Genomic DNA, 26,262 nt, shown 5'->3' with positions numbered 1-26,262 from the left:
GAGTAGTTGCTTACTTAAAGTTTTCTTTATAATTCACAAGCGCCCCTATCTCGCATGATAAAATACGGAAGAAAAAACGACATAATTTGCTGTGTCGGTGTCACAATTCGACTGCGACTGATCAGGAAGGTCGGTGAACGAATTCAATCTGTAAAGTTGGCATTATCGTACCTTAAAGCAGTCGGATCTCTTCAGTCGGATGTTTGAGCTGACGTTGATGTTCTGAATGTGCTGAACGCCGCAGCTAGGACAATTCCATTTCTGTATGTAAAGTTTTTCCTCGCTTGATCTCCACGTGCCGAGCGAACTGACTCGCAGGAGATCAATGATCCCGATCTGGGTCAGTGGTATCCGCTATTAGTCTGGCTTTGTTGATTAGCTTGATTAGAAACCAATTTTGGAAGGTCTTTTTTAGTTTGATCTATACATAGAAGGGATGAATGAAAGTGAAGAAAGTAAGACAGGGATGGAAGGTAAGCCGGCAGATCCTGATGTGGATGCTGGTGATCAGCTTAATAGTTTCTGCCGTGCCCCTATTACCAGCGCAATCGGCAGTAGCGGCTGAACTGCCGATGCAGATGACAAAAGTAACCACATCCACTGGATTCCAGGATGTGAGTCCCACCGACTGGTTCTATGATGCAGTCGTCCATGTGCAGGAGAAGGGCATATTCAGCGGAACGAACGCGAGTAGCTTCTCTCCTAAGGGGACAATGACACGTGCCATGTATGTAACGGCACTTGGACGGATGGCCGGAGTCGATGCGGGGGCGTACTCTACTTCGAGCTTTGCCGATGTACAGGCGGGCAGCTGGTATGCGCCATATGTCGAATGGGCGGTTAAGAAGGGAATTACCGATGGCACAGGAGATTGGAAATATTCGCCGGATGCTACCGTATCTCGGGAGCAAATGGCGACGATGACGTTGCGGTATTTCGAAAGCGAGCAGATCCCTTATCAGACCGAGAATCCGGTCACGACAGAGCCGGGCGATCTCGGGGATGTATCGCCTTGGGCGGCTGATGCGGTCATCAAGCTGTGGCAAGCCGGTGTGTTCACCGGGGACGAAAAGGGGAACTTCAATCCGCGTGCACAAGCGACTCGCGCGGAAGCAGCGGTTCTCTTCATGCGCAACAACGCGGTTGTAGAGGCGTGGAAAAATCAGAATCAAACGCCGGTGACGCCTACTCCAACACCAACACCGACATCGCCGGTGACACCAACAACCGGCGGTAATAGTGGTGGCGGAACGCCTGGAGATAACGGAGGTAACCCAGGCACGGGTTCCACTGCGTATACGCTCACGTTTGAGAGCAACGGAGGCACGGCAGTTGCTGCGCAGACGGTACGAAAAGGCCAGGTGCTAAATAATCTACCTGCTCCAACAAAAGAAGGATATATATTCCAAGGGTGGTTTGCGGATAGTGATCTTTCACTCATCTTCGCAAGCGGCAGCACCCTGAACGCGGATACAAAGTTGTATGCAAAGTATACGGATAGCATAGATCGTGCAGTACAGAGCGTACCAAGCTATTCGGTACTGGATGTCGCGCCGAACTTCACCATTAAGGTGCAGGATTCATCGGGCAGTCTAACGGAATCCCAGGTCAAAGAGGGGATGAACTTCGTGGATACGGCGAATCCCGAATTCGAAGGGGTTACCGTCTCTGGCGGGAACGGAGTTTTCACGGTATCGTCAGCAGCCGAAAACGGCAAGTTCGTTGAAGGTAACACATATCAACTTACGTTGACGGATGACAGCTTGTCCTTCCAAGGCCAAGACGCGACGACAAGTATTTATGTGTTTAGCGTTGCTAAACAAGAAGTCATGAATGTTCCACTCAATCCGAATATGATCTACATTCCGTTCACGGATGTCACGGATATGGTGATAAATGGAGCAGATGTCGATTCGCCCGCGATTTCAGTCGTTACTACGACGGTAGGTGGCGAAAATGCACTCGCCGAAGTGAATGCGAGTAGTGGAACGTTCAAGTACACCGGAAGCACTGGCACGGTAATTCAAGTCGGTGATACCGTAGCCATCTATGAGGGAGTTAGTCCCAAACTGCGCACAGTCGAAACGACTGGTGAAGACGATGGTGATGTGGCCTATGTCCAGATCACGGCGGTAGATGGAAGTGTCTACACTTATGATCACGCAGATGCCAATCAAGTGTTGTTCAAGCCGGATGTTCTACCGGTGAGCATAGAAGCAGATAAGGATGGAATTCCCAATAACCATTCCATCACGGTTGAGCACACTGCCATGAACTACAGTGACAGCCTGTACAAGCCCTTTGGTTTGGATGAGCTGACCACTGTTGATGTGGGCGACTTTATTGGTTTTTATGATGGACAATTCGATCAAGAAGGTATTGAGATCATGGGTTATGGACGTATTACGTCGATTACGCCTGAGGCGGAGATGGACGTAATTACGTATGAAGATGCCACCATTGAAGATATTGAAAATGCCTTCAACATCTATCAGAAGCAAGCAATTGACGGCGACGATCTGTTTTCGGAAGAACAGATTGCACAGCTCGAAGAGCAAATTGAGCAGCAAGCGAGAGACAGCGGATTCGTCAATGAAGCCGCGGATTATCTGTCTGACATCGCCATGGAGACGAAGGAAATTCAGGAGATCAAGGCTCAGTCCTCCCTAGCGTCCAGTAAAGGGAGCCGGGTAAGTGTGGAGAATCTGACCGTTTTTGCTTCACTCGGCACGAGGCTGAAGAATATTGACGGCCGAACCTCAGGCGTAAGCGTTACATTACAAGTGGGTGCCGATATTGTTGTCAATATCAATGAAGACAGCGATCTTGTCATCCATATGACGGGTACATTCGTGCAGGAGATGAGCCTGGACCTCGGTATCAATGGGGATATGAAAGGGCACTGGCTGAAAAAGTGGGGGATTCCTTACTGGTACAGCATTGATGATTATGTAATTACGGCGAATCTGGATGCTTATAGCTATACCGGGATGAACATCACGGCAGAGATAGCTCTCGTTGAACACGATAAGTTAAATGATGCACTGAATGACTGGGTGGGCGAGAAGAACGCTGGCAGGTTGGGAAAGGTTCAGAACATTGCGACACAGATTAAAGCGGTAATGGCGGGTGTGCAGGATACTGCCGTAGATGCGGAATCGTTGAAGGAAAAGTATCAAGAGATGTTGGAGCAAGACACGGAGTGGGTTCCGTTAATCAAGAAAGAGCTTTTTGAAAAGAGCGTACGCGTGGCTTTAGGTATTGTGGAAGTCAAATTTGAAGCGGAGTTTGTGGTCAGCGCCCAGGTGAACCTGACGGTGGGGGCAGATTTCTACTATAAGATGGCGAAGCGCTACTCGGTTAGCTTGCGCGTATTGAGTTTCAGTGGTTCGAGCAATACGGTCAGCTTGCCGGGAGACGGAGATTACCAATTTACCTTCTATGTGATGGGGACGATCGGTTTACGAGCTGGTATTCATATGGAGGTCAAAGCGGGGATTGGAAGCGTCAAGTTGAATAGTATCGGGCTTGCTGTAGAACCCGGTGTGTATGTGAATCTTTGGGGCTACTTCTATTATCAATTGAAAAATATTAGCGGGGTGAAGACCACGAAGTCTTTAGGTGCCCTGTTCGTCGAGATTGGGATCTATTTGGAGGTCGAACTCGGCGCTCAATTAGGAGATGGAGCGCTTTCCGGCGGCGTGGAGCTGGTCGATGAAGAGTGGCCACTGTATACGATTGGAGAAGAACAGAACGTCTACGACTTCGCCTATCCACAGGATAAGTCGCTCAAAGTGAACATGGCGGGTTCTGCGTCATCCATCGCTGTACCGGAGTTGTGGGTCACGATGAATACCTTTGATTTGAAGACAGGCGATACGGATGAACAGGCGTATGATCGCTCGAATTTCGATATTCAGGTGGACAATCCAAACTTCAAGTATGACGCAGCAAACGGGATGATTGAAGTGGTGGACAAGAACATTCAGGTGAGTGATGGCAATCTGGTTATCACCTGGAAGGGGGCACCGGCGTCGTTCATGTCCGAGCCACTCAAGCGTACGATTCAGTTAAGCTGGCTTGCCAGAGTGGGTGACTACATCCTTCAGCTGGATCCACAGAACAGCGGAGTGACCCAGGTTGTGGCGGCTCCTTATAACGCGCCAATCAGTGTGGTCACCCCGGTATATCCAGGATACACCTTTGACGGCTGGTATACGGCCGCTTCCGGCGGCACGAAGATCACGATTCCGAACCGAATGGCTGCGGAGGATCGGAAACTGTACGCGCACTGGATTGCGAACAAGAATACGCCGTATACGGTTGAGTATTATGTGCTAGACCCGAACAGCAGAATACAGGCTCCGCCTGTGGATACTGAAAATAGGACTGGAACAACGGACACAGAGATTCGAATCAGCTCCGACAGGTTTAAGGAGCAGGGCTATGCGACCGGAACGGTAAGCGGCGTATTAATCAAGGGAGACGGCTCGACAGTCGTAAGAGTTAATTACTATCCGGAGAATCGAAAGATGACCTTCGTTGGGGGTTATGCCGGTGCGCCCCAAATCTCGCTAACGGAAGCCGTTGGCAAGAACATTGCTGCTCGTATACCTGTGCCGACAAGGCAGGGATATACGTTTGCCGGTTGGTCGCCAGAAGCTCCAAGTACAATGCCGATTGAGGATACTACGTATACAGCGAAGTGGACGGGGAGAGAGGGTACGCCTTATCAGGTCGTGTACTTGCTGCAAAATATCGGAAGTGACACCTATACGGTTGCAGATACGGAATCGTATCGTGGAGTTACGGGTACCGAGGCGAATTTGGCGGATGTCAAGCCGAGATCCTATGATGGCTTCGTGCGGGACGACAGCATTTCGGTACTGACGGATCTAATCACGAGCAACGGCAAAACGGCGTTGAAGGTATATTATAAGCGTGATGTATACCAAATGACGGTTGATTATAACGGTTCTGGGGCAACAAATAAAACGGATAATGTTCCTTTCGGAGCGACGATGCTGTTGCGTCTAGGCACTCCGACATGGCAGGGATATAGCTTTACGGGTTGGTCGCCAACGCCTCCGACCACGATGCCTGCTGAAGATGTCCAGTTTACCGCTCAGTGGGCAATTAACGACTACACTGTAAATTTCGACAGTAACGGTGGGTCCGAAGAAGTGCCGGCTCAGACTGTAGGGTTTGGCGCCACGATTAGTACGCCGACTGAACCGACGAAAGATGGTTATGTATTCGGCGGTTGGTACAGTGATAACACGTTGACGAATGCTTACGACTTCGCTACAGCGGTGACGGCGGATCTCACACTGTATGCGAAGTGGCTGATCCCTTACACGATAAGCTTCGAGAGTAATGAAGGGTCGGTAGTAGATGCCCAAACAGTGAATGAAGGCGTCAAGGCTATGGCTCCTGCCCCTCCGACGAAAGACGGCTATGTGTTTAGCGGCTGGTACAGCGATAGTGAGCTAATGAACGCCTACAATTTCACGACTATGGTGGTTACGGGAGACCTGACATTGTACGCGAAGTGGACGGTATATGTACCGATTACCTACACTGTAACTTTCGAGAGTAACGGCGGATCGTTGGTCACAGAACAGACTGTGAATGAAGGTGCCGTGGCTACTGCTCCTGGCGCTCCGATGCTGGAAGGGTATACGTTCGATGGCTGGTATAGCGATAGCGAATTGATGATACCTTATGGTTTCACAGAAGGTGTAATTGCCAATGTGATGCTGTACGGGAAGTGGACAAAGAACAGCTACACAGTGAGCTTCAACAGTAACAACGGATCGTCGGTGAGCAGTCAGTCCGTGAGTGAAGGTGACACGGCAGTAGTTCCTGACGCACCGACCCGTGCAGGGCATGTATTTGAAGGCTGGTATAGCGATGCTGGTCTGAATGAATCTTACAGCTTCATGACACCTGTGATGAATAACCTCACATTGTACGCGAAGTGGACGGCTATATATACGGTCACCTTCAACAGTAACGGCGGATCACTGGTGGCTGAACAGAATATGCAAACCGGCGGTAATGCTACGGAGCCTGCCGTACCGACGAGGGACGGTTACGTGTTTAACGGTTGGTACAGCGACGCTGGACTGAATGAAGCCTACAGCTTCACGACATCGGTGACGGGTAACCTCACGCTGTACGCGAAGTGGACATTTAACAGCCGCACGGTGGACTTTGACAGTAACGGTGGAGCAGCAGTAGGTAGTCAGACGGTGGTTACTGGCGACAAAGCTGTGGCACCTGCTGCGCTGAAGTGGGCAGGGTATCGATTTGAAGGTTGGTACAGCGATCGCGATCTGGAGATCGCCTACGACTTCATGACGCCGGTGACGTCAAACATCACCCTGTACGCGAAGTGGACGATGACATCGTGGCTGCAAGTAGGTGACTTGTTGGATTTGAATAGTAAGTCCAATGTCATCTTCGACAGTCAAGGAACTCCTTACGTGGCTTATATAAAGGACAATTACGAAGTGTTTGTGATGCAATTTAAGGGAGGCAAGTGGCAGTCCTTTGGCAATCAAAGCGATCTTGAAAAAGCGGGAGGATTAGGGAGCTCAGCTATATCGCTCGGAATAGACAGTAAGGACAAGCTTTATGTTGCTTATAAGAATAGCTCAGGTAAAGTAAGCTTTAAGAATTATAATGATGAACATAAGTGGTGGAGACCAGTATCTACTATCTCTGATTTCAGTTGGAATGATGGAAAGACGAGCAGAAAAGTGGATAAAGTTAATGATAGCTTCTTCATTACCTTCGATAAGGATGATAATCCTTTTCTGATGTTTAGAGGTATTTTGGCCGGTAATGCTGCGGAACCGTCAATGCTTATGTCATGGAGTTATCATGAAGGTAGTGGATGGAAACAAGAAGCGAGACTAGAGGCATTCGCAGGTCTAAGAGCCTTCCTCGCACCATTACCAAACAACGGCATGTATTTATTTGCTCCATTCAGGTTAACTGGTACCCCTGTGGCAACAGGATATAGCTTGGTAGATGGATCATGGAAACAATTGGATCGTAAAGCATATCTAATAACTGCGAATATGGATGCTGCATCCGCGCTTGATCCATCTGGCGTACCTTATATGATCTATCTCAGCAGCTCCAACGTTGTTGAAATGTGGAAATATCCGCACACCATTCCGTCAGAAGATACAGCATGGGAGAAGGTGAGTACTCCCGAATTCTTGGTCGGTTCATCTCAAGAAGGAAGCATAGATATGGCCTTTGACAGCGAAGGAACGCCTTACGTTGCTTATCGAGATGCAGCAGACGGCAACAGGGTGACTGTGATGAAATACGAGAATTTGGATTGGAGACCCGTAGGGTCTGCCGGATTCTCCGCTGGTGATGTTCTTCAGCTAGACATCACCATAGACAGCACCGATAACATCTATGTGAGTTATAAGGAACAAGGTAAAATGAACGTGATGAAGTTTGATCCTAATTTCAAATAACTTGGATAGATCAGACTGGCAGAAGAGCCTACTCCCATCGGAGTAGGCTTTTTTGCATATATTACATAACTCACTATATTTCATGCAGCGTTTGTGTCTCTGGGACGTTATGCACACCCCATTTGCAGATTTCCTCCAGAATGGGCATTAGACTTTTATCTCGGTGGGTTAAGTAATACTCCACTTTGGGCGGGGTTTGATCGTACTTAACTCGTTTTATCACACCTTCACGTTAACCGCTTCTTCAGTTTTGAACCCTGAAAAACGGCCTTTCCCGAGATCTAAATTGTAGATGTAGATGGCTCATCCTCATCTCCAATTATCTTGCTTAGAAATTGGTTCGCCCAAACGTGGCATCACTCTTCACTGTTGAGCTGCTGGATGCATTGATGGCATCGAGCTGTAACACGTAGTCATAATGACGGATGTAATATCCGGGCTGACTGTACGATTGAAGGGATACTTTGGTGCTATCAGCCCAACCAGGACTGCTTAGGAACGTAGCATCTCCCTTATAGGCGGCGGTGTTGGCGTAAGCTTCAAGTACAATTTTGTTGCTGGCATTACGCTTCAGAAAGTAGCCTGGGAAGTTAATGGACTCAAGCGAGATTCCTGTGGAGCTGGCAAGACCCGGTACGACGCGGAACTGGGAATCCAGAACAGGGGAGACGTTGGCATCCACGCGAGCCGTGTAGTTGGCATGACGGATGTATCGATCCGGAACGTTGTGTGAACTGAACCGACTGTAACCTGTGGCTTCCGGTGTTGCAGGACCCAACATTTTTACCTCGTGCAGGGTTGGGGTGTACCAGTTACCCGGATTATTCCACAAGACCGCGTTCACCATATTAATCCGTACATAACGGGCTGTGAAATGCACAGCATCTGTTGTAAAGCCATAGGTCAGATTGTTGGTGCGATCCAAGGTGGAGTAATTGACACCATCGTTGCTAATTTCAATTTTGTATTTGTAGTACCCTTCGGAACCTTTATACATAAACCAGGACGTGTCGATCTCGGTGATCGTCTTTGGTGTGCCGAAGTCCACCTGCCACCAGGCAGGCCAGCTATTGGAGGAAGCCACCCATGAAGTCTGGTAGTTGCCATCATTGACACTGGATGCAGATGAGCCGGAGGCTGTGGAGCTGGCGGTAGCTGTTTTGCCTTGGGCATGATTGACGAGAGGAGGCGGTGTTACCACACCCGTTACTGCGTCGATATTCCACGTTGTATACCACTCCAGTGATACTGTTCCGTTCGAATCATTCAAGGTTAGCGGCAGCCAGATATGTTTGTGCTCTCCGAGGTTCATCGGATTCCAGCGATCCGCCATGTAGATGTAGGATGTGGTGTTGCTGCCTGTAATCGTGGCAATATCATGAATCTGCGAACCGAAGGCAGATGGATTGCCATATGGCGTAAGCGCAGTCCATGGACCCGTCATGGAAGTTGCTGTAGCATAAGCACCCTGATTCGGATACCAGCCAGCGGCTTGGGAGGTGAAGAGGTAGTAACGGTTTCCTTTTTTCACAACAGCAGGCGCTTCACGATAGGCATTCTCGAACAGCCAGCCCTCGAAGGATTGTATTCCGGTGTAACTTGCATTCATTTTGAAAATAGCCATCGTATCATTGGCACCGCCATTTTTGCGTGAAGCAGTAACCAGATAACCTGATCCATCTGTATCAACAAAGACGGTCATGTCACGGGATTCATAATTCATTGGGCGGAAACTGCCCTCATAGGTGAATTTGCCATTCGGGGTATTACTTGTTGCGACCGCTACACGCCCGAGGTTGTAGTCCGTACCGTTCTCATAGTGTGCCCAGAGCACATACTGGTTGGTGGAGGCGTTATAGATGACTTTGGGGCGTTCGATCTTGCTGGAGGCCAGCTCGGTTGCGGAATCTTTCGTCAGGATGGCATTGCTGAAAGTCCAGTTCTTCAGATCAGTGGAGGTGTAGACGTTCACGCTGTCAAACCTGCCGCCTACCGCATGTTCACCGTACAGATAATACGTCGAGCCTACCTGCAGAATGTTGCCACTGTTCGCATGGATGGGGTTGCCTGCGGTGTCGAGCCAATCGGTGCCATTGGTTATTGTGACACTTGCTGCGCTTGTTCGTTCAGGATGAAGTCCAAACAGAGTGAACGTGAGTGCAAAGACCAGAAACCAGACGGATTTCCTGTTACCCATTACATACACCTCCCGAAAGATATCAGATAAAATGTAGCGCTTTCATTTATATTGTAGTTCGGCTAGACTCTTTTTCAAGTGAACAATCCATCCATTGCTGAACAAACCTTCATTTCATCATGGCTGAGCGGTGAGAGCGGAGGAAATATTCCTAAATATCATATGAGATGATGTAGAGAGAATCAGGTACACGCGCTAAAATAAAGCTAGACTGAATTCACATCATGGTTGGAGGGTGGACCGTCATGAACAAGTTTATTGTAGATGAGGACCTTCAAGTGATATTGCAAAATGAAGAAGATGGAACCAGCGCTCCGATTAAGGGAGGCATTACTGCTCAGGATTTTGAAGTCATCTCTACTTATCAAAAGGGATGGTTGACCTTCGCCTATCTGCGTGATCATCAGGGAATATGGTGGTTCAATGCTCGCAAGAACAAGGCTAGTTTGTTCAGCAAGGATACGGAAGCTTTTCGTGTGATCGATGAAGATTACTGCTGCGACTCTCAGTATATCTATCTGGAAGATCGGGCCGTGCCTGACTCCGATCCGAAAAGCTTCCGGCTGTTGCCGGATACGCCCTACTTTGCTCAGGACCAACGTTATTTATATGTGAAGAGCAGCCAGTATTTTCATCTTTTTGAGGATATCGATACGAACTCTGTGATTGCTCATCACGACTATTGCACCGACAAGGACCATCTGTTCCATCTGTCCAGCTCTCTTCGTTATGCGAATGGGGAAAAGGATGAGGTGAGGGCATGGCTGCAAGAACATCATCCCGACGTACATGGCTGGTGGCATGTGCATTATGCCCACAGTGCAGAGGGCGCTACGCAGATCACAGGCAATTGGTATGAGACAGAGTCGTCTATTTTTTATAGAACCGAATGGGGCGGTACGGCTCATCGAGAAGCGAAGGGCGTATTTAACCTTGTTCGTGGAGTGGACAGATCTACCTTTGAACCGCTGGATGAGCAGTTTGCACGGGACCATGAACGGGTTTATTTTCAGTGGCGTACTGTAAAAGGAGCAGACCCGGATACGTTCCAGTCACTAGGTGGACCCTTTGGTCGTGATGGCAAACATGTGTATTACAATGGTTACCGTGTGGATGGAGCTGACGCTCAGCATTTTGAAGCTTATGCCGGGACGGAGCATCTTGGATTTTCCAAGGATCAGCAACATGTGTATCGTGCCGAGGTTGTTCGGACAAGTCAGCCTTTCGGTCATCCGGACGATGTGCTTCAGATCATTAAGGGGGGAGACGCAGCGACTTTTGAGTTAATAACGCCTTCCGGCAGTTGGGCGGTGGATGCCAATCGTGTGTATCTATGGGGTAAACCAAATAAACATATGGATCGAGTCAGCTTTACACATCTATTTGATGCGGATCCCCAGAGTTGGGCCACGGATCAGAATGGTCTGTATAATGCCAATGGAAACCGCACGGTAAAGGGTATGAGCGGTAGTACATTTGTCATGCTGAATCAATATTGGGGCAAAGATGAGCGTGTGGTGTTCAGCTTTGTGACGGGTGGGGTTTATAAGTCGGGAGATGCAGCGACGTTTATGGTTACGGATGATATCGGGGGCGCCGAAGATGCGCTATTTCGGTATACGGTGGAAGGCGGTACAGTGCGGAAAAAGAAGAGGTGAATTGAACGGTAAGATTGCGTGTTCAAAAAGACTGGTTTTCAGTACCTAAAACAGCCGCGGTCTAAGACTTTACTTCAAGTCATAAACTGCGGCTGTCTTCATTTTAGGGTGAGTCTACTGTTACTAATCTGTATCTCCAGATAAACTATTTATAATTATTTAGGGGGCCTTTATCCATTTCAACTTCTACCATCTTTGAAGATCCCATCTTGAGCTTAGGTCTAAACTCTGAATCCGGTTTACTGTAAAGCTCCAGTGGGCTAATAATTACTCCATCTGGTGTATTATGAAGAATTCCGGGCACACAGGTATAAATCCGATCGTTATTATTTGCATTCTTAGCGGATATCGTAACGGAGGTTCCATTCAGATTATCTATACTCATGGACACCTTGTATCTGTAGAATGAGCCTGATCCATTGGACTGAGCTGAATAAACCACAGGAACAACTGCAAGAATATCATCGTTTAACCTTAATTTAATAACTTCTGTCTTCGTTGATTGGCTGCTTCTTCCAACATCACCCATATGTTCAACTATCCCTTTACCATAACTTTTGAGGGGTGGGGTTCCTGCCGCTCCAAACATTGCTACATCGATCTGCTCACCATTCTTTGTGTAGACTAAAGCGTATATATCATAATCTGTCCCAGTCTGCCAAGATACAGTCGCTGTAATTTCCGGTGTTTTATCAATGATAACGGATTTCTGCCCTTTAACCAGATTGATATTTCCCTTTACCTTTTCGAGGTTTATCGACGATAAGGTTTGTTTACTATTCTTATTTTCAGGAACTGTTACAGTTGGATCAGGTTCTGTTGTTATTGAATTTTGAGTAGTCTGGGGTTCGGAAAGTTTGTTCTGCTCATCCGCTTCAACCTCAACACCGTAAAGTTTACATAACCCTTCAAGCCCGGAATCAAATCCACGCCAGATTGCTTTTGCTTTTGTCTGACCATTCCTTAAATATAATTCCAATACGACAATTCCATTTTCATTGGTGAAACTGGATGGGGTTAACTGAATAATCGTCTTTCCGCTATCGATCTCTGCTGTTAAATTCTTTACATTTGAAAATCCAGTGCTGTTATCCTCTGTAAGGGTTATAGCTATTTTGGTAATACCTTCAGGAACTTTACTCATATCAAAATTGATTTTATGTACTTTTGTATTGCCTACTAGCTCAGATGGCATGAGGGTAGCTACACCTGATGAAGTTGTAGGTTGATTATAAAATATGATTCCACTATCACCTTGTACTCTATCCGAATCCGTTAAAAGGAATGCTGTTAAAGAAATATCTATCAAATTAGAAATTTCATGGCTAATTATAACGCTACCTTTTGCAGCACTCAGGGTTGTGTTTGCTCCCATTTGAAGAAACTGATTCATTTAAACCACTCCATTCTATAACAGTTCTTAATATAAATAGACTCTTTAATAGTGCCATTAAATCAATACATACTCAATAATTATTAGGCAGAGTGAGGCACTCTGCCCGCTTTGAAGTTATATTATATACGGTGACAGACATTTTCATAGAAAGTAACTCAAGGTAACCCCTGTTCCACAAAAATGCTGTTACTTTTGGTACAGCCTAGGATCATTTCAGACCACAACATTGTTATAGTCGTCAATAATTGAAATCGTTTTATTTGCTACTTCACTACCGATGGAGGCATACAATTTCTTATCGCCAATAATATAAAATTCTTTTTTTGCTCGTGTAGCTGCAACATTCATCATATTTGGAACAGAGACAGCCCATCTTGCCGCCCCACTGCTATCAGCGTCAGCCCCAAGAACAAAGTAGACAATCTTGGCCTCTTTCCCTTGAAAAGTATGAACAGTTCCAATGTTCGTTGTTTTTCCATTTTCTCGTTTTGTAAAGTTAATTCCATCTAATACTTGTACAAGTTTATTAGCCACATTGCTAAATGGGGTGATAACATAAATTTCATCCGCTAAATTCGGGTCTTCTTGCAAACGTTTATCAATTAGACTTTTCAGTAAATCAGCTTGTTCTTTAACAAATTTATCATTTGCTTTCCCCGTTGAGTCATACCACCGTGATTTACCTTGTGACTCATCTTCTGATTTACCTTGTACCATCAAATCGTCATACGATATTTTATTTGAGATCGTAAACATCGGATAGTCCGAACGTCTGTGCACCCAAAGAGGTATACCAATCCATTCATCCTCATTTTTTTGAAAACCATACTGACTTGTGGCATCTACAATGGTTTGAGTAGAAGCATCAGCAGAGACAAATTTTTCATCGACTTTGTAAATTCTTCCGATTAAGGTCAGCACATTTGAATCTAACGTCATTACTGGTTGTATTTGTGATGGATCGCCGACCACCATAACCTTTTTGCTTCTATAGATTGCGCCAACACTAGCTTGAGGTAGTGCTTGACCAGCCTCGTCTATGAATAGATTGCCTATTGAGTTTTCATTAAGATTTTTAAACATTCTCCCAAAACTAGCAAAAGTCGTGCTGATAACAGGGATAGCCAAATTCAACCATTGCCATGATTCCGAAATTAACTGAAGTCCGTTCTCTTTTCCAATGTATTCAGACGGTTTGCTCCAGATAATCCTCGCGGCCTTCAAACTCTTTCTGTTTTCATACAGAAATTGCTTTCTAACTTTTAAAGCTGAAATAAACAACTCTGATTGTAATTTACGAAATTGCATTGTAAACCATGGGTTAGACTTTTGAAGTTCATCATAGGATAGTGAAAAATCTAGTTCCTTAATGCCACTTTGAGATTTGAGGTTTTCCAGTACTGCAATTTCTTGTACCAATTTTACTAAAGCGTTATGTTGAGTAGTCATCCAGTGTTCGAAGTCTGCTTTTGTGTCCTGGGTTTGTTTTTGAATATGCTCACTTTTTGTAGCAGTTTCTTTTAACCTATTTTCGAGTCGGATGCGCTCATTCAACCATTTCGTTTTTTGTTTAGATAGATCATTTAAATGATCATTCGCATCATTCAGATTTTTGAAGTACTGCTCAACTTTGGATCGATTAAATATTTTATGAAACCACAAAGGGCTTGGTTTTTGTGAAGTGACTACATCATAATTTCTTTTAGCTTGAGCTTGTGGATCGATTAGGTTTTCTATCTCAATAGAAGCATTCGATATATTATTTTGAAGATTTAAACTTTCTTGTCTCAGTCTTTCAAATTCACGCGTCGCTTCTGCTTCTTGTGTGATTAAACTTGTTCGTTTCTTTTTTTCTTCTTGTTCAAAAGCAATATTTTGCTTGGTATACTTAGTTTTTAATTTTTGAAGTGAATGTATTTTCTCGCTATATTCCTGCATTTTTTCTCTTTCAATTTTCAATTCCTTATAGAGACGGGAGAATTCTTGATATACACCTTCACCTGTACTGGATTGATAATTATCTTCTAGATCTTTCTCAATTGCTTCTATGCTTAAAAGTAACTTGTTCACATTTGTTGACGCGCCACCCTCTAACGAGAATACACCCCAATTCTCCTCGTCTAAAGTCTCCCTTTTAATCTCACGATTTTTTCCGAAACCTTCACCGGTTAGTTTAGAATTAGATATATCTTTGAAATAATCTGCTTCATCCAATTGCTTTTGAAAATCGTCAGCAATCGTTTCTTTCTTTGGTAACTCCTTAACAATGTTTTGGACTGCCCCATTGTTTGAACTTGCAACAACAATATTTTTATCTGAAATGGAGGATGGTAAAATACCAATTTTAGCACTTTGCCAATAAACCAAACTTCTTTTTATCGTTTTATCAGAAAGTTGCACCATTTCCACTGCCTGTTGAACCACCAAATCAGCGAAAATATCTTTTAACAGAGTTGTTTTCCCTGTTCCTGGAGGACCATTGACACTACGAATCTCATTTTTATCGTGTAATGCTAGATTCACCGCAACCTGTTGCATGAATGAGAGTGCAAAAGCAGGGTTACTTGGAAAACGTCCTAACGGGTAATATTTAGGTTGTAAACTGTTTGTCTCAAAAATTTGTGAGTTGAAATGAATTGACTTTTTATTTCCATCTAAATTCTGCCTGAATCCCGAAAAGCCATTAAAATAACGATCTAAATTTTTAGTAGTGATTACCTTTGCTTTATTCAGATCTTCAATAAAAAACGAATGTAAATTTACTTCTCCATTATCTAAGTTTTTCACAAATGCATAGCGAAAATTATTAGTGGAAACATTATACTTTTGCAAAAGTTCAGAAATGGCACTGTTAAATCCATCTTCAAATTTATTGTTCAAATCTTCTCTAAATGAGTTTTCAAATTTCGAAAAATCTTCTGGTAAATCACCATATTGGCGGATATAACCGCTCATGGTAAAGAATAATTTGTCTGCTATAAATTCTAATTGGTTATCAAAATATATAGCGAAGGTGAATTTGTCAGATTTACTAACTTCTTCGTGGGTTTTTTCGATTTTGTGCTTCTCCCTCAATATTTCAACAACCTCTTCAAATTCGAAAATATCAAAATATAATACTAAACCCGAATTTTTATAGATCTTATCTTCTATATTTTGTTGTTCTTTTTGTTTAATTAAAAAGTCTCTAAAAAACGTATTCCAGTCTTCTTCCATGGTATGTAAGAGCTTTAGCGGTTTTTCTTTCTTAATAGATCCTTCGGATAGCTGCTCTATTGTAATCCAAGCATTTAAAATATCTTTCTTTTTATTCATGTTCTCCCCCCATTATCATCTGAAGACAAAAAGAAAAGCTCTTCAACCTTAGAGAGCTTCACTACACTAATGTACCAACATTCATATACGATTTGACTTCTTCTAATAATACCATGGACATTCCTCTGTCAGTCATTTTGCCCTACTTGTAATACGGTTCAGAGCAATTCTGTGGTAAAGCAACGGGAATAGAAGTTAAAATCGAAGAAAACGTAAAGGCATAGCTTCACCGCCCAAGTGATAAAATCTCTTTATGTAACTCATTGTTAGGGTATTCACCCACTCTAGCAGCGATAATTACAGACAGGTAATCTTTAATCCCTTCTCGGGTAACATCCATTTCGATTCACTTCATGCTCAACGCGTGTTCTCATGGTTTTGTAAGTGCTATTCTAAAGCCAAGGTCATCTATCTTGAAATCGGGCATGCTTTTCCTTCTACTCGTAGAACCACAGTTGTTCTCCACTTCAGCCCAACTGCCTCCCCGGAAGACTCTATAGTCCCCATATCGTTTAGCATCATACAAATCCCAGCACCACTCCCAAACGTTTCCGATCATATCGTAAAGCCCCCATGGATTAGGAAGCAGTTTTCCGACTTGTTGAACTGATCCATTAGCGTTTTCTTGATGCCATGCAATCTTATCGATACTTTCATACCGATATCCCTTGGTTCCCGCTTTACACGCATACTGCCATTCTGCGTCTGATAATAATCGAAAGCCATTCGCTTTTTGGTTATATATAGTGTTCTGACTTTCACCTGTGATTAAGTAGCATTCAGTCCTGCCATGTATTCTGGACAATTCGTTACAAAAGATAAGCGAATCTACCCAAGAAACTTCCGTAATTGGCAGACTATTCGTATTCGGTTCTACTTCTTCTTCATGATGCATGACAAAATGATACAACTGGTGTGTTACCGGATACTTCATTACATAGAAAGGTTCAATCGTTTCAGTCCAAGTAATAACCTTTCTATCACTTTCTCTTCCAGGGTTTGATAATGTATAATTAGAACTCAGCCATTTATTCGTATTAATATAATCGCGTAATTCAACGGTCCCACCTTCTATTGGTACCATCAAATTCATTAAATCATTTATAAATCGTTCTCTGTTATTTTCGTACTTTTCGATTGTCATATGAAGCCCCCTGTTCACTGTATCGGTTGATATGTGAACTCGAATGATTCTTTATGGAAATAAATACACAATCCAATAACAACGATTCACAAGCAGACCTGTCATAACATCATGTTAGCAGGTCTGCTTGTCTTGTTTAGAGCGTTTAGGAAGGCATGGAGACATAAGTTTGATTGACATAAAAAGAGGAGCAATTTTAAAAAATATACTAAATTGTACCCTATCTATTCGATCCTATTTCTCAAACTATTTATGACCTTTGCGAACCTTGAGCTGCATCTTTTTGATCGTTGTATTCTGCATAAGCTCCAGTACTAGAGGGCCTTTACCGTTCAGGATCTCTACATCCGTCACATTATCCAGAATCGTAATGATCCCGATGTCGTCTGCGGTTACCCCTTCAAGCTTGGCGATGGTACCTACAAAGTCTACGGCGCGAAGTTTCTTCTTCTTGCCTCCGTTGAAGTTCAGCTTCATGATCTGTTGGTTCAGCTGTTCACGCTTGTCTTTTTTACGTTCAGGAACGATCTTCAATCGTTTCTCAAAATCTTCTCTGCGGCGATCCACAGCTTCTTCAGAAGGTGCTTTCACGACAGGGATTTCGAATCCAATATAGGATTCAATCTCAGCCAGACGTCTGCCATCTTTCGGTGTGATCAACGTAATGGCTTTACCTGTTTTGCCTGCGCGACCCGTACGGCCTGTGCGGTGAACATAGCCCTCTTTTTCCAAAGGAATATCGTAGTTGATGACATGGGTAATATTCGTGATATCGATACCACGTGCGGCTACATCCGTCGCGATCAGATAACGGAATTGTCCACGTCTGAATGCGTTCATCACTTCGATCCGCTCATCCTGCTCCATACCACCATGGATACGATCTGCTGGGTAGTCAAGGTCAGCCATGACACGGAACAGTTTGTCCACATTCTCCTGCGTACGGCAGAACACAATGCAGCTATCCGGATTTTCCACAATGAACAAGTCTTGAAGCAGTGCGGTTTTGTTCACCTCTGGTATGTTAATCACAGCATGTTCAATCGTGGCTGTTGTCAGTCCACTTGCCTTGATCTCAATCTCCACCGGTTTGTTCATGTATTTGCGTGACAGCTTGGCTACATCTTCAGGGAACGTAGCGGAGAACAACATCGTTACGCGCTCCTGGGGCAGTTTCTGAATGATGGACTGTACTGTCTCAATAAAGCCCATATTCAACATCTCATCCGCCTCATCAATAACGAGATAGGCGATCCGTTCGAGTGGCAGCGTGCCACGTTCGATATGATCCAGTACCCGACCTGGTGTACCAACAGCCACGTGGGTTCTTTGTTTTAACTCTGCTTTTTGGATATGAAAAGGGGACTGTCCGTATAGTGCGGTTGCTTTAATACGCTTAAAGCGCCCGATATTCGTAATATCTTCGTTAACCTGCAAAGCCAGTTCCCGGGTTGGGGTAAGAATCAAAGCCTGTGGCTTATTCTCATTCCAATCCACCAGCTCGCAGAGCGGAATGCCGTAGGCAGCTGTTTTACCACTACCGGTCTGTGATTTGACCACAAGATCCTGATTCTCCAGTGCTACCGGAATAACTTTGGTCTGTACCTCGGTTGGTGTCTCATAGCCCAGACTGTCCAGTGCTTTTACGATCTCTTCACCAAGTCCATAATCTTTAAATTGTTGCTTGCTCATCGTTTACCTCTTTTGCGTTAGTTTTTGTACAATTATTGCACCGTACATTTATCGTATACCTCTTCATTATACTCTATATGCAGGCAGGCTAACGGAGTAAATGCTTCAAGTGTGTAAATTGTTTTCATCATTTCCGATTTTAGTAGCAACCACCCGTTGCTATTCGTATGTGTATCATAACGTTCCACGTGAAACGAAATGTATCGGCGTATATACTTGGTGTTAATGAATGACCATCTTCACAGCCTTGGTTTGGGGAGGGTAAGATTGAGCAATAACTCCATTGATCCACACTTCTGCACTTCGACCAACGAGTGTCTCATCCAAAGAGACGGTGACAATCTCTTCTTCGATGATGAGTTCGGCGTCCTTGCTGAGCGAGACCCAAATCGGTCCAGAATCAACACTGTGATGCTCTTTATTCTCGATGAGTACCTGACCTCTTTCTTCCTCAAAATCCGTAATAATTCCTCGCACATGTGGCTTCTCTTTCCCTTGTTCCTCGGATTTCTCTGCGCATCCGAGCGTTAGCAGAAGCAAGATGACTGGTAAAAAGGATAATCTTCGTACAATGGACATTGGGTTACTCACCTCTCATCCTTTTTAATACATCTATAACTATGGACGTTACCTGAGGCGACGAAGTTCCTGTATATCAATAAAAAGAACCAAAATCATTCGATTCAGTCTGGAACTGGAATTTGGAATATGTTAGCATATGGGTAACTTACTGAACGGAGGGATACGTGTGCAAAATTTTTCCCGATTGAGATAGTGTGGCGAAAAACGTCTGTTTACGCTTGCTGTTTTCTGCCTGTGTGCAGTTCATCGGGATCGGTTTGCCATTTTACACGTATGCCGTTAGTCGTGAAAGAATCACTCTTTGGAGTGGTTCTTTGATGTACTACTATTTTTTTGCGAGCATTCAGGTATACCAACATCCGAAATGAACTGCACAGGCGAACATGTCTGTGTTTTTTATTTTATCCATGAAAAGGGGAGTACCTGATATGACAAAACCAAACTTGAATGAAAATTTGGAAATTCATAAGGAACTATTATCTTTAGCAAAACAGAACGGACTTCTTATCGTTGAGGAATCCTTAGAGATCAACGAGTCGGGTATGGATTTTCGTGTAGCATTCGCCACGGATGAAGAAGGCCGCAGATGGGTTCTGCGCCAGCCTCGACGCGAAGACGTATGGGAGCGAGCCGAAAATGAGCGCAAGGTGCTGGATGTGGTCCGAGGAAATATACCCGCACAAGTACCGGATTGGAGGATCTTCACGCCAGAGTTGATAGGCTATCCTTTACTTGATGGTGATCCGATCGCAGTTGTGGATCCCGAAGGGGGAGGGTATGTGTGGCGATTCCCTCAGGAGAGTTTATCGGATACATTCCTGGATTCACTGGCTACGACTCTCGCCACGCTGCATAACATCGATCCCGACAAGGCGAAGAAAGGTGGAGTGCGGATCAAGACACCTATGGAAGCTCGCAAAGAATTTGCAGCCAATATAGAGGAGATTAAGCAGAATTTTACGGTGCCAACCGAGTTAGTTGAACGCTGGACGGTATGGCTTTCTGTAGGTAGTTATTGGCCTCAGCACTCGGCGTTCATCCATGGTGATCTGCATCCGCCGCATATTATTGTCGATGATGCCCAGCGAGTAACTGGACTTATTGATTGGACGGAAGCGGAGATTGCAGATCCGGGTAAGGACTTTGTCATCTACTACGCACTCTTTCAGGAGGATGGGCTGCGTGAGCTTTTGAGTCGTTATGAGAAGGCAGGGGGAAGAACATGGCCCCAGATGCTGGAGCATATTCGGGAGCAGTGGGCAGCCTATCCTGCGATTGTTGCCAAGTTTGCACTGATTACAGGAAAGGAGTCCGACATGGAGATGGCGAGAGGCATGCTTGCGAACTGGGATGTGAAGAGAGGTTGAGTATCGAAGGTATATATAATTCGTTCACCCGTTATGGCATGTACTCTCGCAAAGCAGTTGCAGCAATACTCATAACGGTTCGTTAACATAACAAAGGGCGATCCCGACCATGAGTTCCATGGGAGAATCGCCCTTTTTCTTTTTCGTTAAGCGTAGTGCGTAACGATTTTACTTATTTCAAAATACTCACGTATTTTCCGTATACAAATGCTACACGTCCATCCAGCTTCACTTTTACCCAGCCATACTTGTCTGTACTGATCACCTCAAGCAGGGTGCCTTTCGGTACGGCAGCAACGACCTTCGCTTTGGATGAAGCGCCAGTGCGTACGTTCAGGTAAGCCGCAGTAACCTTGGCTTGTTTGCCTTTGGTGACAGTTCCTGGTTTACCCGTGCTTGGTGTGGATGGCTTACCAGGTTTCGACGTGCCTGGAGTTGGTGTTGGTTTTGGTACTGTTGGCGTTGTTGGTTTCTCAGGTGTAGGAGTAGTTGCACCCTCGCCATTGCCTGCCGCTTTGCGAGCTTTGTTCAGCTGTTGATAGAACGCTCCCTTGGTTTTCACGCCTGCGAATTGTGCTGCACTCACACCTGCTTTGGCAGATAGTGTATCAATCTCTTCTTGAGTCACCGCATCCAAAATGTTAATGGAGGCAATGTTGGTGTACTTGCCATCTTCTGTTGTTGGCACAGACATAATGCCATCGTTAATTAACTCCACTACATCTGCACGCTCCGGTGCAGTCAGGTCTACGCCAGTGATTTTCCAGTTGTGTTGAATCTTCGGTTCGTAGACACCTTTCATGACATCTTTCAGATAGGTGATGGACAGGTTGCGAATCGTACCTTGAATCTCACCAAATGCCGAAGCATCCTTGGAGGACCATAGCTGCTTGAACTTACGTCCTTCCATCGCGCCGCCTTTGGCAATCAGGGCTTCCATTCGATAGGCGTTCATGCCAAGTTTTAACGTATCGTCTTCTTTGACTACTGACCCATTGCTGTACTTGAGATTTGTAATCCGACTGCCGTATGGCTTGGTCAGGTCAATCTCATACGTCACGCCGCCGAAGAAATCATCGGTGCTGTATTTGGAAGCGCGTCGTTTCGGATCAAAGCTGACGGTCACATCACCCTGGCGTGTGGAGTTGAAGTATCCCGCAGACCATTCCATGTAATCCTTCAGATCACGTCCGGTTACTTCATATACAGTCACTTCACCAAAGGTGTATTGGTAGTTGAATGCAATATCCTTTTTCTTGATCGGGCCTACATCCAGCTTGGCTTTGTCGTTATCAATCTGGTGCGCGACCACATCGGCATCACTGTAATGCAACATCACTTCGGTGAAAAAATCAGACAAAGGTGTTTCCTGGATCTGCACCGCAGGGATACCCTTAATCTCATCAGCAGGGACCAGGTTCGTTCCTTTCAGTTCAGCCACTTCAATGTTGGCATCGGCACGAGCGAACTCGTGGAATGGGTGCAAAGTCTCTTCCAGCGCAGGATCGGAGACTTCATACGTTCCGTCTGCTGCTTTTACAGCGAGTGCTTGAGCTTCTTTGCTTTTCAGCACAACTTTGTCGCCATCTTTTTCAAATGTCAGATCAATTCGAGAGATATGTGAGCCATATTTATTCGGTTCGGAGATCAATACGCCGTTAACCGTTTGGGATTCAATCAAGGTATGCATGTGTCCGGCAAAAATAGCAGCCAGCTCCGGGTTGGCGTTGGCGATATCCGTCACTCCGGTTCCCGGATTTCCGTTCTCGTTATCCAATCCCATATGCATGAGTCCAACCATGACATCGACTTTGCCTTTCAGCTCAGCAATGGCCTTCTTGGTCTCTTCCACAGGATCTTTGACGATGATGCCGTCCAGGTGATCGGTCCCTTTTTCAAACTCGGTAATCATAGGTGTGTTCATTCCGATAACACCCACTTTGATTCCGTCTTTCTCGATAATCGTATAGGCAGGCATGTAGCGGTCGCCGTTTTCTTTGAAAATGTTACCCACGAGAGGCTGTCCATTGAATTGGGAAGAGATCTTCTCCAGTACGTCCAGTCCAAAGTTAAACTCATGGTTACCCATAACCCATGCGTCATATTTCATTTCGTTCATTGCAACCATCATGGGAGATTGAGGTTGATCATTGAACAACTCAGCCGAGTTATCTTGAATCATGTCTCCTGCATCCAGCAGGATCGTGTTGGGATTCTCAGCACGGACTTTTTTCACAATGGTGTAGAGCTGTGTCATGCTTCCGGTTGGATTTGGACCGTCCAGAGCATAGTCCCACGGCATGAATCGACCATGAATATCCGATGTACCCAGCAACGTAATCTTGGTTTCCTTGTCTGCCTCAGCAGCCTGAACCGGAGTGGAAGCAAACGGGGCGAACAAAATGGAGGCACATAAGAGGAAAGATAAAGGCCATCCGGCGAAACGTTTTGTTGAAATTTTGCGCATGTTGTAATCTCCCTTGTTATCTAGTGTGTGTAAAGATATGTATCATTTCATACTAGATAAACATGCGGTGAATGTAAACTCCAATGTAAGAGGTTGTTCAAAAAGTCCGCTTTTGATTACGAATCATGCCTAGCGGCATCATCAGCATCGAAGTTGAAATTCAGCCGAAATGTCTGTTGCTCACGTAGTTTTCCCTACGCTCCGCTACTCCATTTCTAACTTCATTCCAACTTCTCGGTACTGAAAACCAAACTTTTTGAACTCGCACTGTAAGAGTTATGTTGGATTTAAGAGAGTGAATCTATGAATAACTTCAGAAAAAGCATTTAAATCTATTTTTTTGCAATAAAATACTATAATTTGACAGGTGTTAAAAACCAAAATTATCCAGTAAAATGATGTTTGTAAGCGCTTTACAAAAAACAATACTAAGGAGGAAAATCATTGATTAAGTCTAAGTGGTTCAAAACAGTCGGCTCACTGGCATTGGTAGGGATTCTCGCTGCTTCTGTTGCGGTTGGTAGTGTGAGTGCTGGTTTGGCGAAAGGTAGCAAATTTCTGGGCAATATTATTGCCAACCAGGTTCCTTCGAATTTTAGCCCATATTGGAATCAGGTAACTCCGGAGAACTCAACCAAGTGGGATGCTATTGAAGGCACACGCAACGTAATGAATTGGGGCCAGGCGGACATGGCCTACAACTATGCTAACAACAACGGATTTCCGTTCAAATTCCATACGCTCGTATGGGGAAATCAACAGCCAAATTGGATTAACAGTCTCTCAGCCGCAGATCAGAAGGCTGAAGTGACACAATGGATTAAAGCTGCAGGACAGCGGTATTCGAAGTCTGCCTTCGTTGATGTGGTGAATGAACCTCTGCATGCGAAACCATCCTATCGCAATGCCATTGGTGGAGATGGGGCAACGGGTTGGGATTGGGTTATCTGGTCATTCCAACAGGCGAGACAAGCCTTCCCTAACTCCAAATTGTTAATTAATGAATATGGTATTATCGGTGATCCTGCCAAAGCGGACCAATATATCCAGATTATCAACCTTTTGAAAAACAGAGGTCTAGTTGATGGTATTGGAATCCAGGCGCATTATTTCAATATGGACAACGTTTCTGTGAACACAATGAACACGGTACTGAACAAGCTTGCGGCTACAGGGCTACCAATCTATGTATCCGAGCTGGATATGACAGGTGACGATAATACACAATTGCAGCGTTATCAGCAAAAATTCCCTGTGCTGTGGAAACACTCTGCTGTTAAAGGTGTGACGCTGTGGGGTTACAACCAGAATCAAACCTGGCAGGCTGGCTCCCACTTGGTCAATAGCAACGGTACAGAACGTCCGGCTATGCAATGGCTGAGAAATTACCTGGCGAACAATCCTTAAGCGTGCGTTTTGACGAGTCGGAGCATCCTTTGTAAATCCGGTAATCATATAACACCAAATAGCGCCTGTTCCACATGTTAAGCATGGGAACATGGCGCTTTTTGTGTTAATGCTTTGTCTCAACAGTGTTCGGCAATTTATGGTGCAGGGAAACATTTAATTTTAATCCAAACCAAGACAAAAGCGATCAGTGCAAATATCATTCCACTCCAGATCAATTGATGTATTCCCAGGTTCGCGATGAACCATCCGCCGATGGCTGTACCCAAGGTAATACCAAGGTTGGAAAAGGATACATACAAGCTGTTGCCGAATTCAGGCGCGTCCTGCGCTTCAGCGGTTAACCAGGTTTGGCTTACAATTAATCCTCCTGAATGCACGGATGCCCAGAGGATGACTACAATAATCATCCACATGAAGTGGGGACCGGCCCAATAGACGAGTGCGTAAGCTGCTACATACAGCAGGGGGAACATGAGGACAGTGCGGACCACGCTCTTACGCAGAAACTGTCCAAACCCCAAATTTCCGATGATCATGACGACACCAAAGACGGTCAGCATGACACTGATCCATGATCCGCTCATGTGGGTGACCTGTCCAAGATACTCGGCGAAATAGCTGTACACGGAGAACATGGCGGCGAATATAAAAATGACTGCGGCAACATTCAGCCATAATCCAGGTTTGCGCAGAATACCGAGCTGCTTGCCATAGGACATCTTTTCCTTCACGGGCATCGAGGGTAGCCAGATCCATATGCCGATCAAAGCGACCACACTGACCATCGCTCCAAACAGGAAGGCGATTTCGAGGGATAGGCGTTCAGCAAGATACGATGTGAGTGGCACGCCAAAGGCAAAGCCCGCGGTAACTCCGGTGAATACTTTGGCGACGGCCTGACTGCTTTTCTCTGCCGGAACAAGTTGGGCACTGGTGACCAGGGCTACGGAAAAGAAGACGGGATGGAATAACGCGGGAATGATACGGAAGATAAGCATGGTATCAAATGTTGTGGCGTAGGCATAGACGACGTTCGAAATGGCAAACATCAGCACAGCGGCTAAAAGGATAATTTTGCGATTCATCCCGGATGCCAGTAAGGTGAGAAAAGGGCCTGCTATGGCTACAACCAGCGCAAATATACTGACCAGCCAACCTGCCTGTGCAGCCGAGATACCGAATTTATGCGCAACCTGAGGCAGTACCCCCACGATTCCCATTTCTGTTGTAATAATTCCGAATACCCCGAGTGCCAGCATCAGGATAAGGAGTGGATTGACCTGTTGTGATTTCATGTAAAGCGTACCTCCAATAAATTTAAATATACAGAAAAGTAGATATGTTATGCTAAAATGAGCCTGCCTTGCCTCCTATAATATGATGGACATGAGAGTAAGTTCTCTGGATTACATTATATCTAGATTTATAGATTTGTAAATATAAAAGGTGAAACGTCATATCTTTAAGTTGTCTTCTGCTTGTGTTCTACAGGAGTAATCATGCTGACAATAAGCATGGTCTGGCCCATAAAA

13 protein-coding genes are annotated in these 26,262 nt (G+C 45.1%); 4 read left to right on the top strand and 9 right to left on the bottom strand.

Annotated elements, in window-relative coordinates; genetic code table 11:
• Positions 1-440 precede the first annotated feature (440 nt).
• Positions 441-7,502, top strand: a complete 7,062-nt coding sequence (locus EL84_RS05295) for an InlB B-repeat-containing protein (protein ID WP_047840957.1) — start codon at positions 441-443, stop codon at positions 7,500-7,502.
• A 73-nt stretch (positions 7,503-7,575) separates the two neighbouring features.
• On the opposite strand, the gene EL84_RS31185 is transcribed toward EL84_RS05295, so the two are convergent.
• Both EL84_RS31185 and EL84_RS05290 read right to left on the bottom strand, forming a co-directional pair.
• The gene (locus tag EL84_RS31185) at positions 7,576-7,725 is read right to left on the bottom strand and encodes a winged helix-turn-helix transcriptional regulator (RefSeq protein WP_076252040.1); all 150 of its coding nucleotides are present in this window, start codon (positions 7,723-7,725) and stop codon (positions 7,576-7,578) included.
• Positions 7,726-7,830: 105 nt separating this feature from the next.
• Complete coding sequence (locus tag EL84_RS05290; protein WP_047840956.1) at positions 7,831-9,699, bottom strand: AbfB domain-containing protein; 1,869 nt, start codon at positions 9,697-9,699, stop codon at positions 7,831-7,833.
• A gap of 245 nt (positions 9,700-9,944) precedes the next feature.
• Between EL84_RS05290 and EL84_RS05285 the strand changes: the two genes are divergently transcribed.
• On the top strand, positions 9,945-11,357 hold the full coding sequence (locus EL84_RS05285; protein WP_047840955.1) for a DKNYY domain-containing protein: 1,413 nt from the start codon (positions 9,945-9,947) through the stop codon (positions 11,355-11,357).
• 145 nt (positions 11,358-11,502) lie between these two features.
• Here the strand turns inward: EL84_RS05285 and EL84_RS05280 are convergent, their stop codons facing one another.
• From EL84_RS05280 to EL84_RS05260, 5 genes are all read right to left on the bottom strand, one after another.
• Positions 11,503-12,750: a TerD family protein gene (locus EL84_RS05280; protein WP_047840954.1), complete on the bottom strand. Its 1,248-nt coding sequence runs from the start codon at positions 12,748-12,750 to the stop codon at positions 11,503-11,505.
• Between the two features lie 216 nt (positions 12,751-12,966).
• Positions 12,967-16,068 (bottom strand): AAA domain-containing protein, encoded by a 3,102-nt coding sequence (locus EL84_RS30725; RefSeq protein WP_047840953.1) that lies wholly within the window; start codon positions 16,066-16,068, stop codon positions 12,967-12,969.
• A 370-nt stretch (positions 16,069-16,438) separates the two neighbouring features.
• A complete protein-coding gene (locus tag EL84_RS05270) occupies positions 16,439-17,212 on the bottom strand; it encodes a formylglycine-generating enzyme family protein (protein ID WP_047840952.1) in 774 nt (257 codons plus the stop codon).
• 246 nt (positions 17,213-17,458) lie between these two features.
• Complete coding sequence (locus EL84_RS05265; protein WP_047840951.1) at positions 17,459-18,904, bottom strand: DEAD/DEAH box helicase; 1,446 nt, start codon at positions 18,902-18,904, stop codon at positions 17,459-17,461.
• Between the two features lie 222 nt (positions 18,905-19,126).
• Complete coding sequence (locus EL84_RS05260) at positions 19,127-19,483, bottom strand: DUF3221 domain-containing protein (RefSeq protein WP_047840950.1); 357 nt, start codon at positions 19,481-19,483, stop codon at positions 19,127-19,129.
• Between the two features lie 431 nt (positions 19,484-19,914).
• On the opposite strand from EL84_RS05260, the gene EL84_RS05255 reads away from it, so the two are divergent.
• Positions 19,915-20,853, top strand: a complete 939-nt coding sequence (locus EL84_RS05255; RefSeq protein WP_047840949.1) for a macrolide 2'-phosphotransferase — start codon at positions 19,915-19,917, stop codon at positions 20,851-20,853.
• 172 nt (positions 20,854-21,025) lie between these two features.
• Here the strand turns inward: EL84_RS05255 and EL84_RS05250 are convergent, their stop codons facing one another.
• Entirely contained in the window at positions 21,026-23,155 is a 2,130-nt protein-coding gene (locus tag EL84_RS05250) for a 5'-nucleotidase C-terminal domain-containing protein (protein ID WP_414855710.1), read from the bottom strand.
• 609 nt (positions 23,156-23,764) lie between these two features.
• Between EL84_RS05250 and EL84_RS05245 the strand changes: the two genes are divergently transcribed.
• Positions 23,765-24,727: an endo-1,4-beta-xylanase gene (locus EL84_RS05245; protein WP_047840948.1), complete on the top strand. Its 963-nt coding sequence runs from the start codon at positions 23,765-23,767 to the stop codon at positions 24,725-24,727.
• Between the two features lie 137 nt (positions 24,728-24,864).
• Here EL84_RS05245 and EL84_RS05240 read toward each other — a convergent pair whose 3' ends face one another.
• A complete protein-coding gene (locus EL84_RS05240; RefSeq protein WP_047840947.1) occupies positions 24,865-26,025 on the bottom strand; it encodes an MFS transporter in 1,161 nt (386 codons plus the stop codon).
• Positions 26,026-26,262: the final 237 nt, after the last annotated feature.

This window comes from Paenibacillus sp. VT-400 (genome assembly GCF_001029205.1).
Classification (GTDB): Bacteria; Bacillota; Bacilli; order Paenibacillales; family Paenibacillaceae; genus Paenibacillus; species Paenibacillus amylolyticus.
Note: the sequence above shows the minus strand (reverse complement) of the source record. Positions and strands in the feature narration are given on the sequence as shown.

Coding starts and splice junctions, on each gene's coding strand:
- EL84_RS05295 (WP_047840957.1), top strand. CDS start 441: ATGAAAGTGAAGAAAGTAAGACAGGGATGGAAGGTAAGCCGGCAGATC.
- EL84_RS05290 (WP_047840956.1), bottom strand. CDS start 9,699: ATGGGTAACAGGAAATCCGTCTGGTTTCTGGTCTTTGCACTCACGTTC.
- EL84_RS05285 (WP_047840955.1), top strand. CDS start 9,945: ATGAACAAGTTTATTGTAGATGAGGACCTTCAAGTGATATTGCAAAAT.
- EL84_RS05280 (WP_047840954.1), bottom strand. CDS start 12,750: ATGAATCAGTTTCTTCAAATGGGAGCAAACACAACCCTGAGTGCTGCA.
- EL84_RS30725 (WP_047840953.1), bottom strand. CDS start 16,068: ATGAATAAAAAGAAAGATATTTTAAATGCTTGGATTACAATAGAGCAG.
- EL84_RS05270 (WP_047840952.1), bottom strand. CDS start 17,212: ATGACAATCGAAAAGTACGAAAATAACAGAGAACGATTTATAAATGAT.
- EL84_RS05265 (WP_047840951.1), bottom strand. CDS start 18,904: ATGAGCAAGCAACAATTTAAAGATTATGGACTTGGTGAAGAGATCGTA.
- EL84_RS05260 (WP_047840950.1), bottom strand. CDS start 19,483: ATGTCCATTGTACGAAGATTATCCTTTTTACCAGTCATCTTGCTTCTG.
- EL84_RS05255 (WP_047840949.1), top strand. CDS start 19,915: ATGACAAAACCAAACTTGAATGAAAATTTGGAAATTCATAAGGAACTA.
- EL84_RS05250 (WP_414855710.1), bottom strand. CDS start 23,155: ATGCCGTGGGACTATGCTCTGGACGGTCCAAATCCAACCGGAAGCATG.
- EL84_RS05240 (WP_047840947.1), bottom strand. CDS start 26,025: ATGAAATCACAACAGGTCAATCCACTCCTTATCCTGATGCTGGCACTC.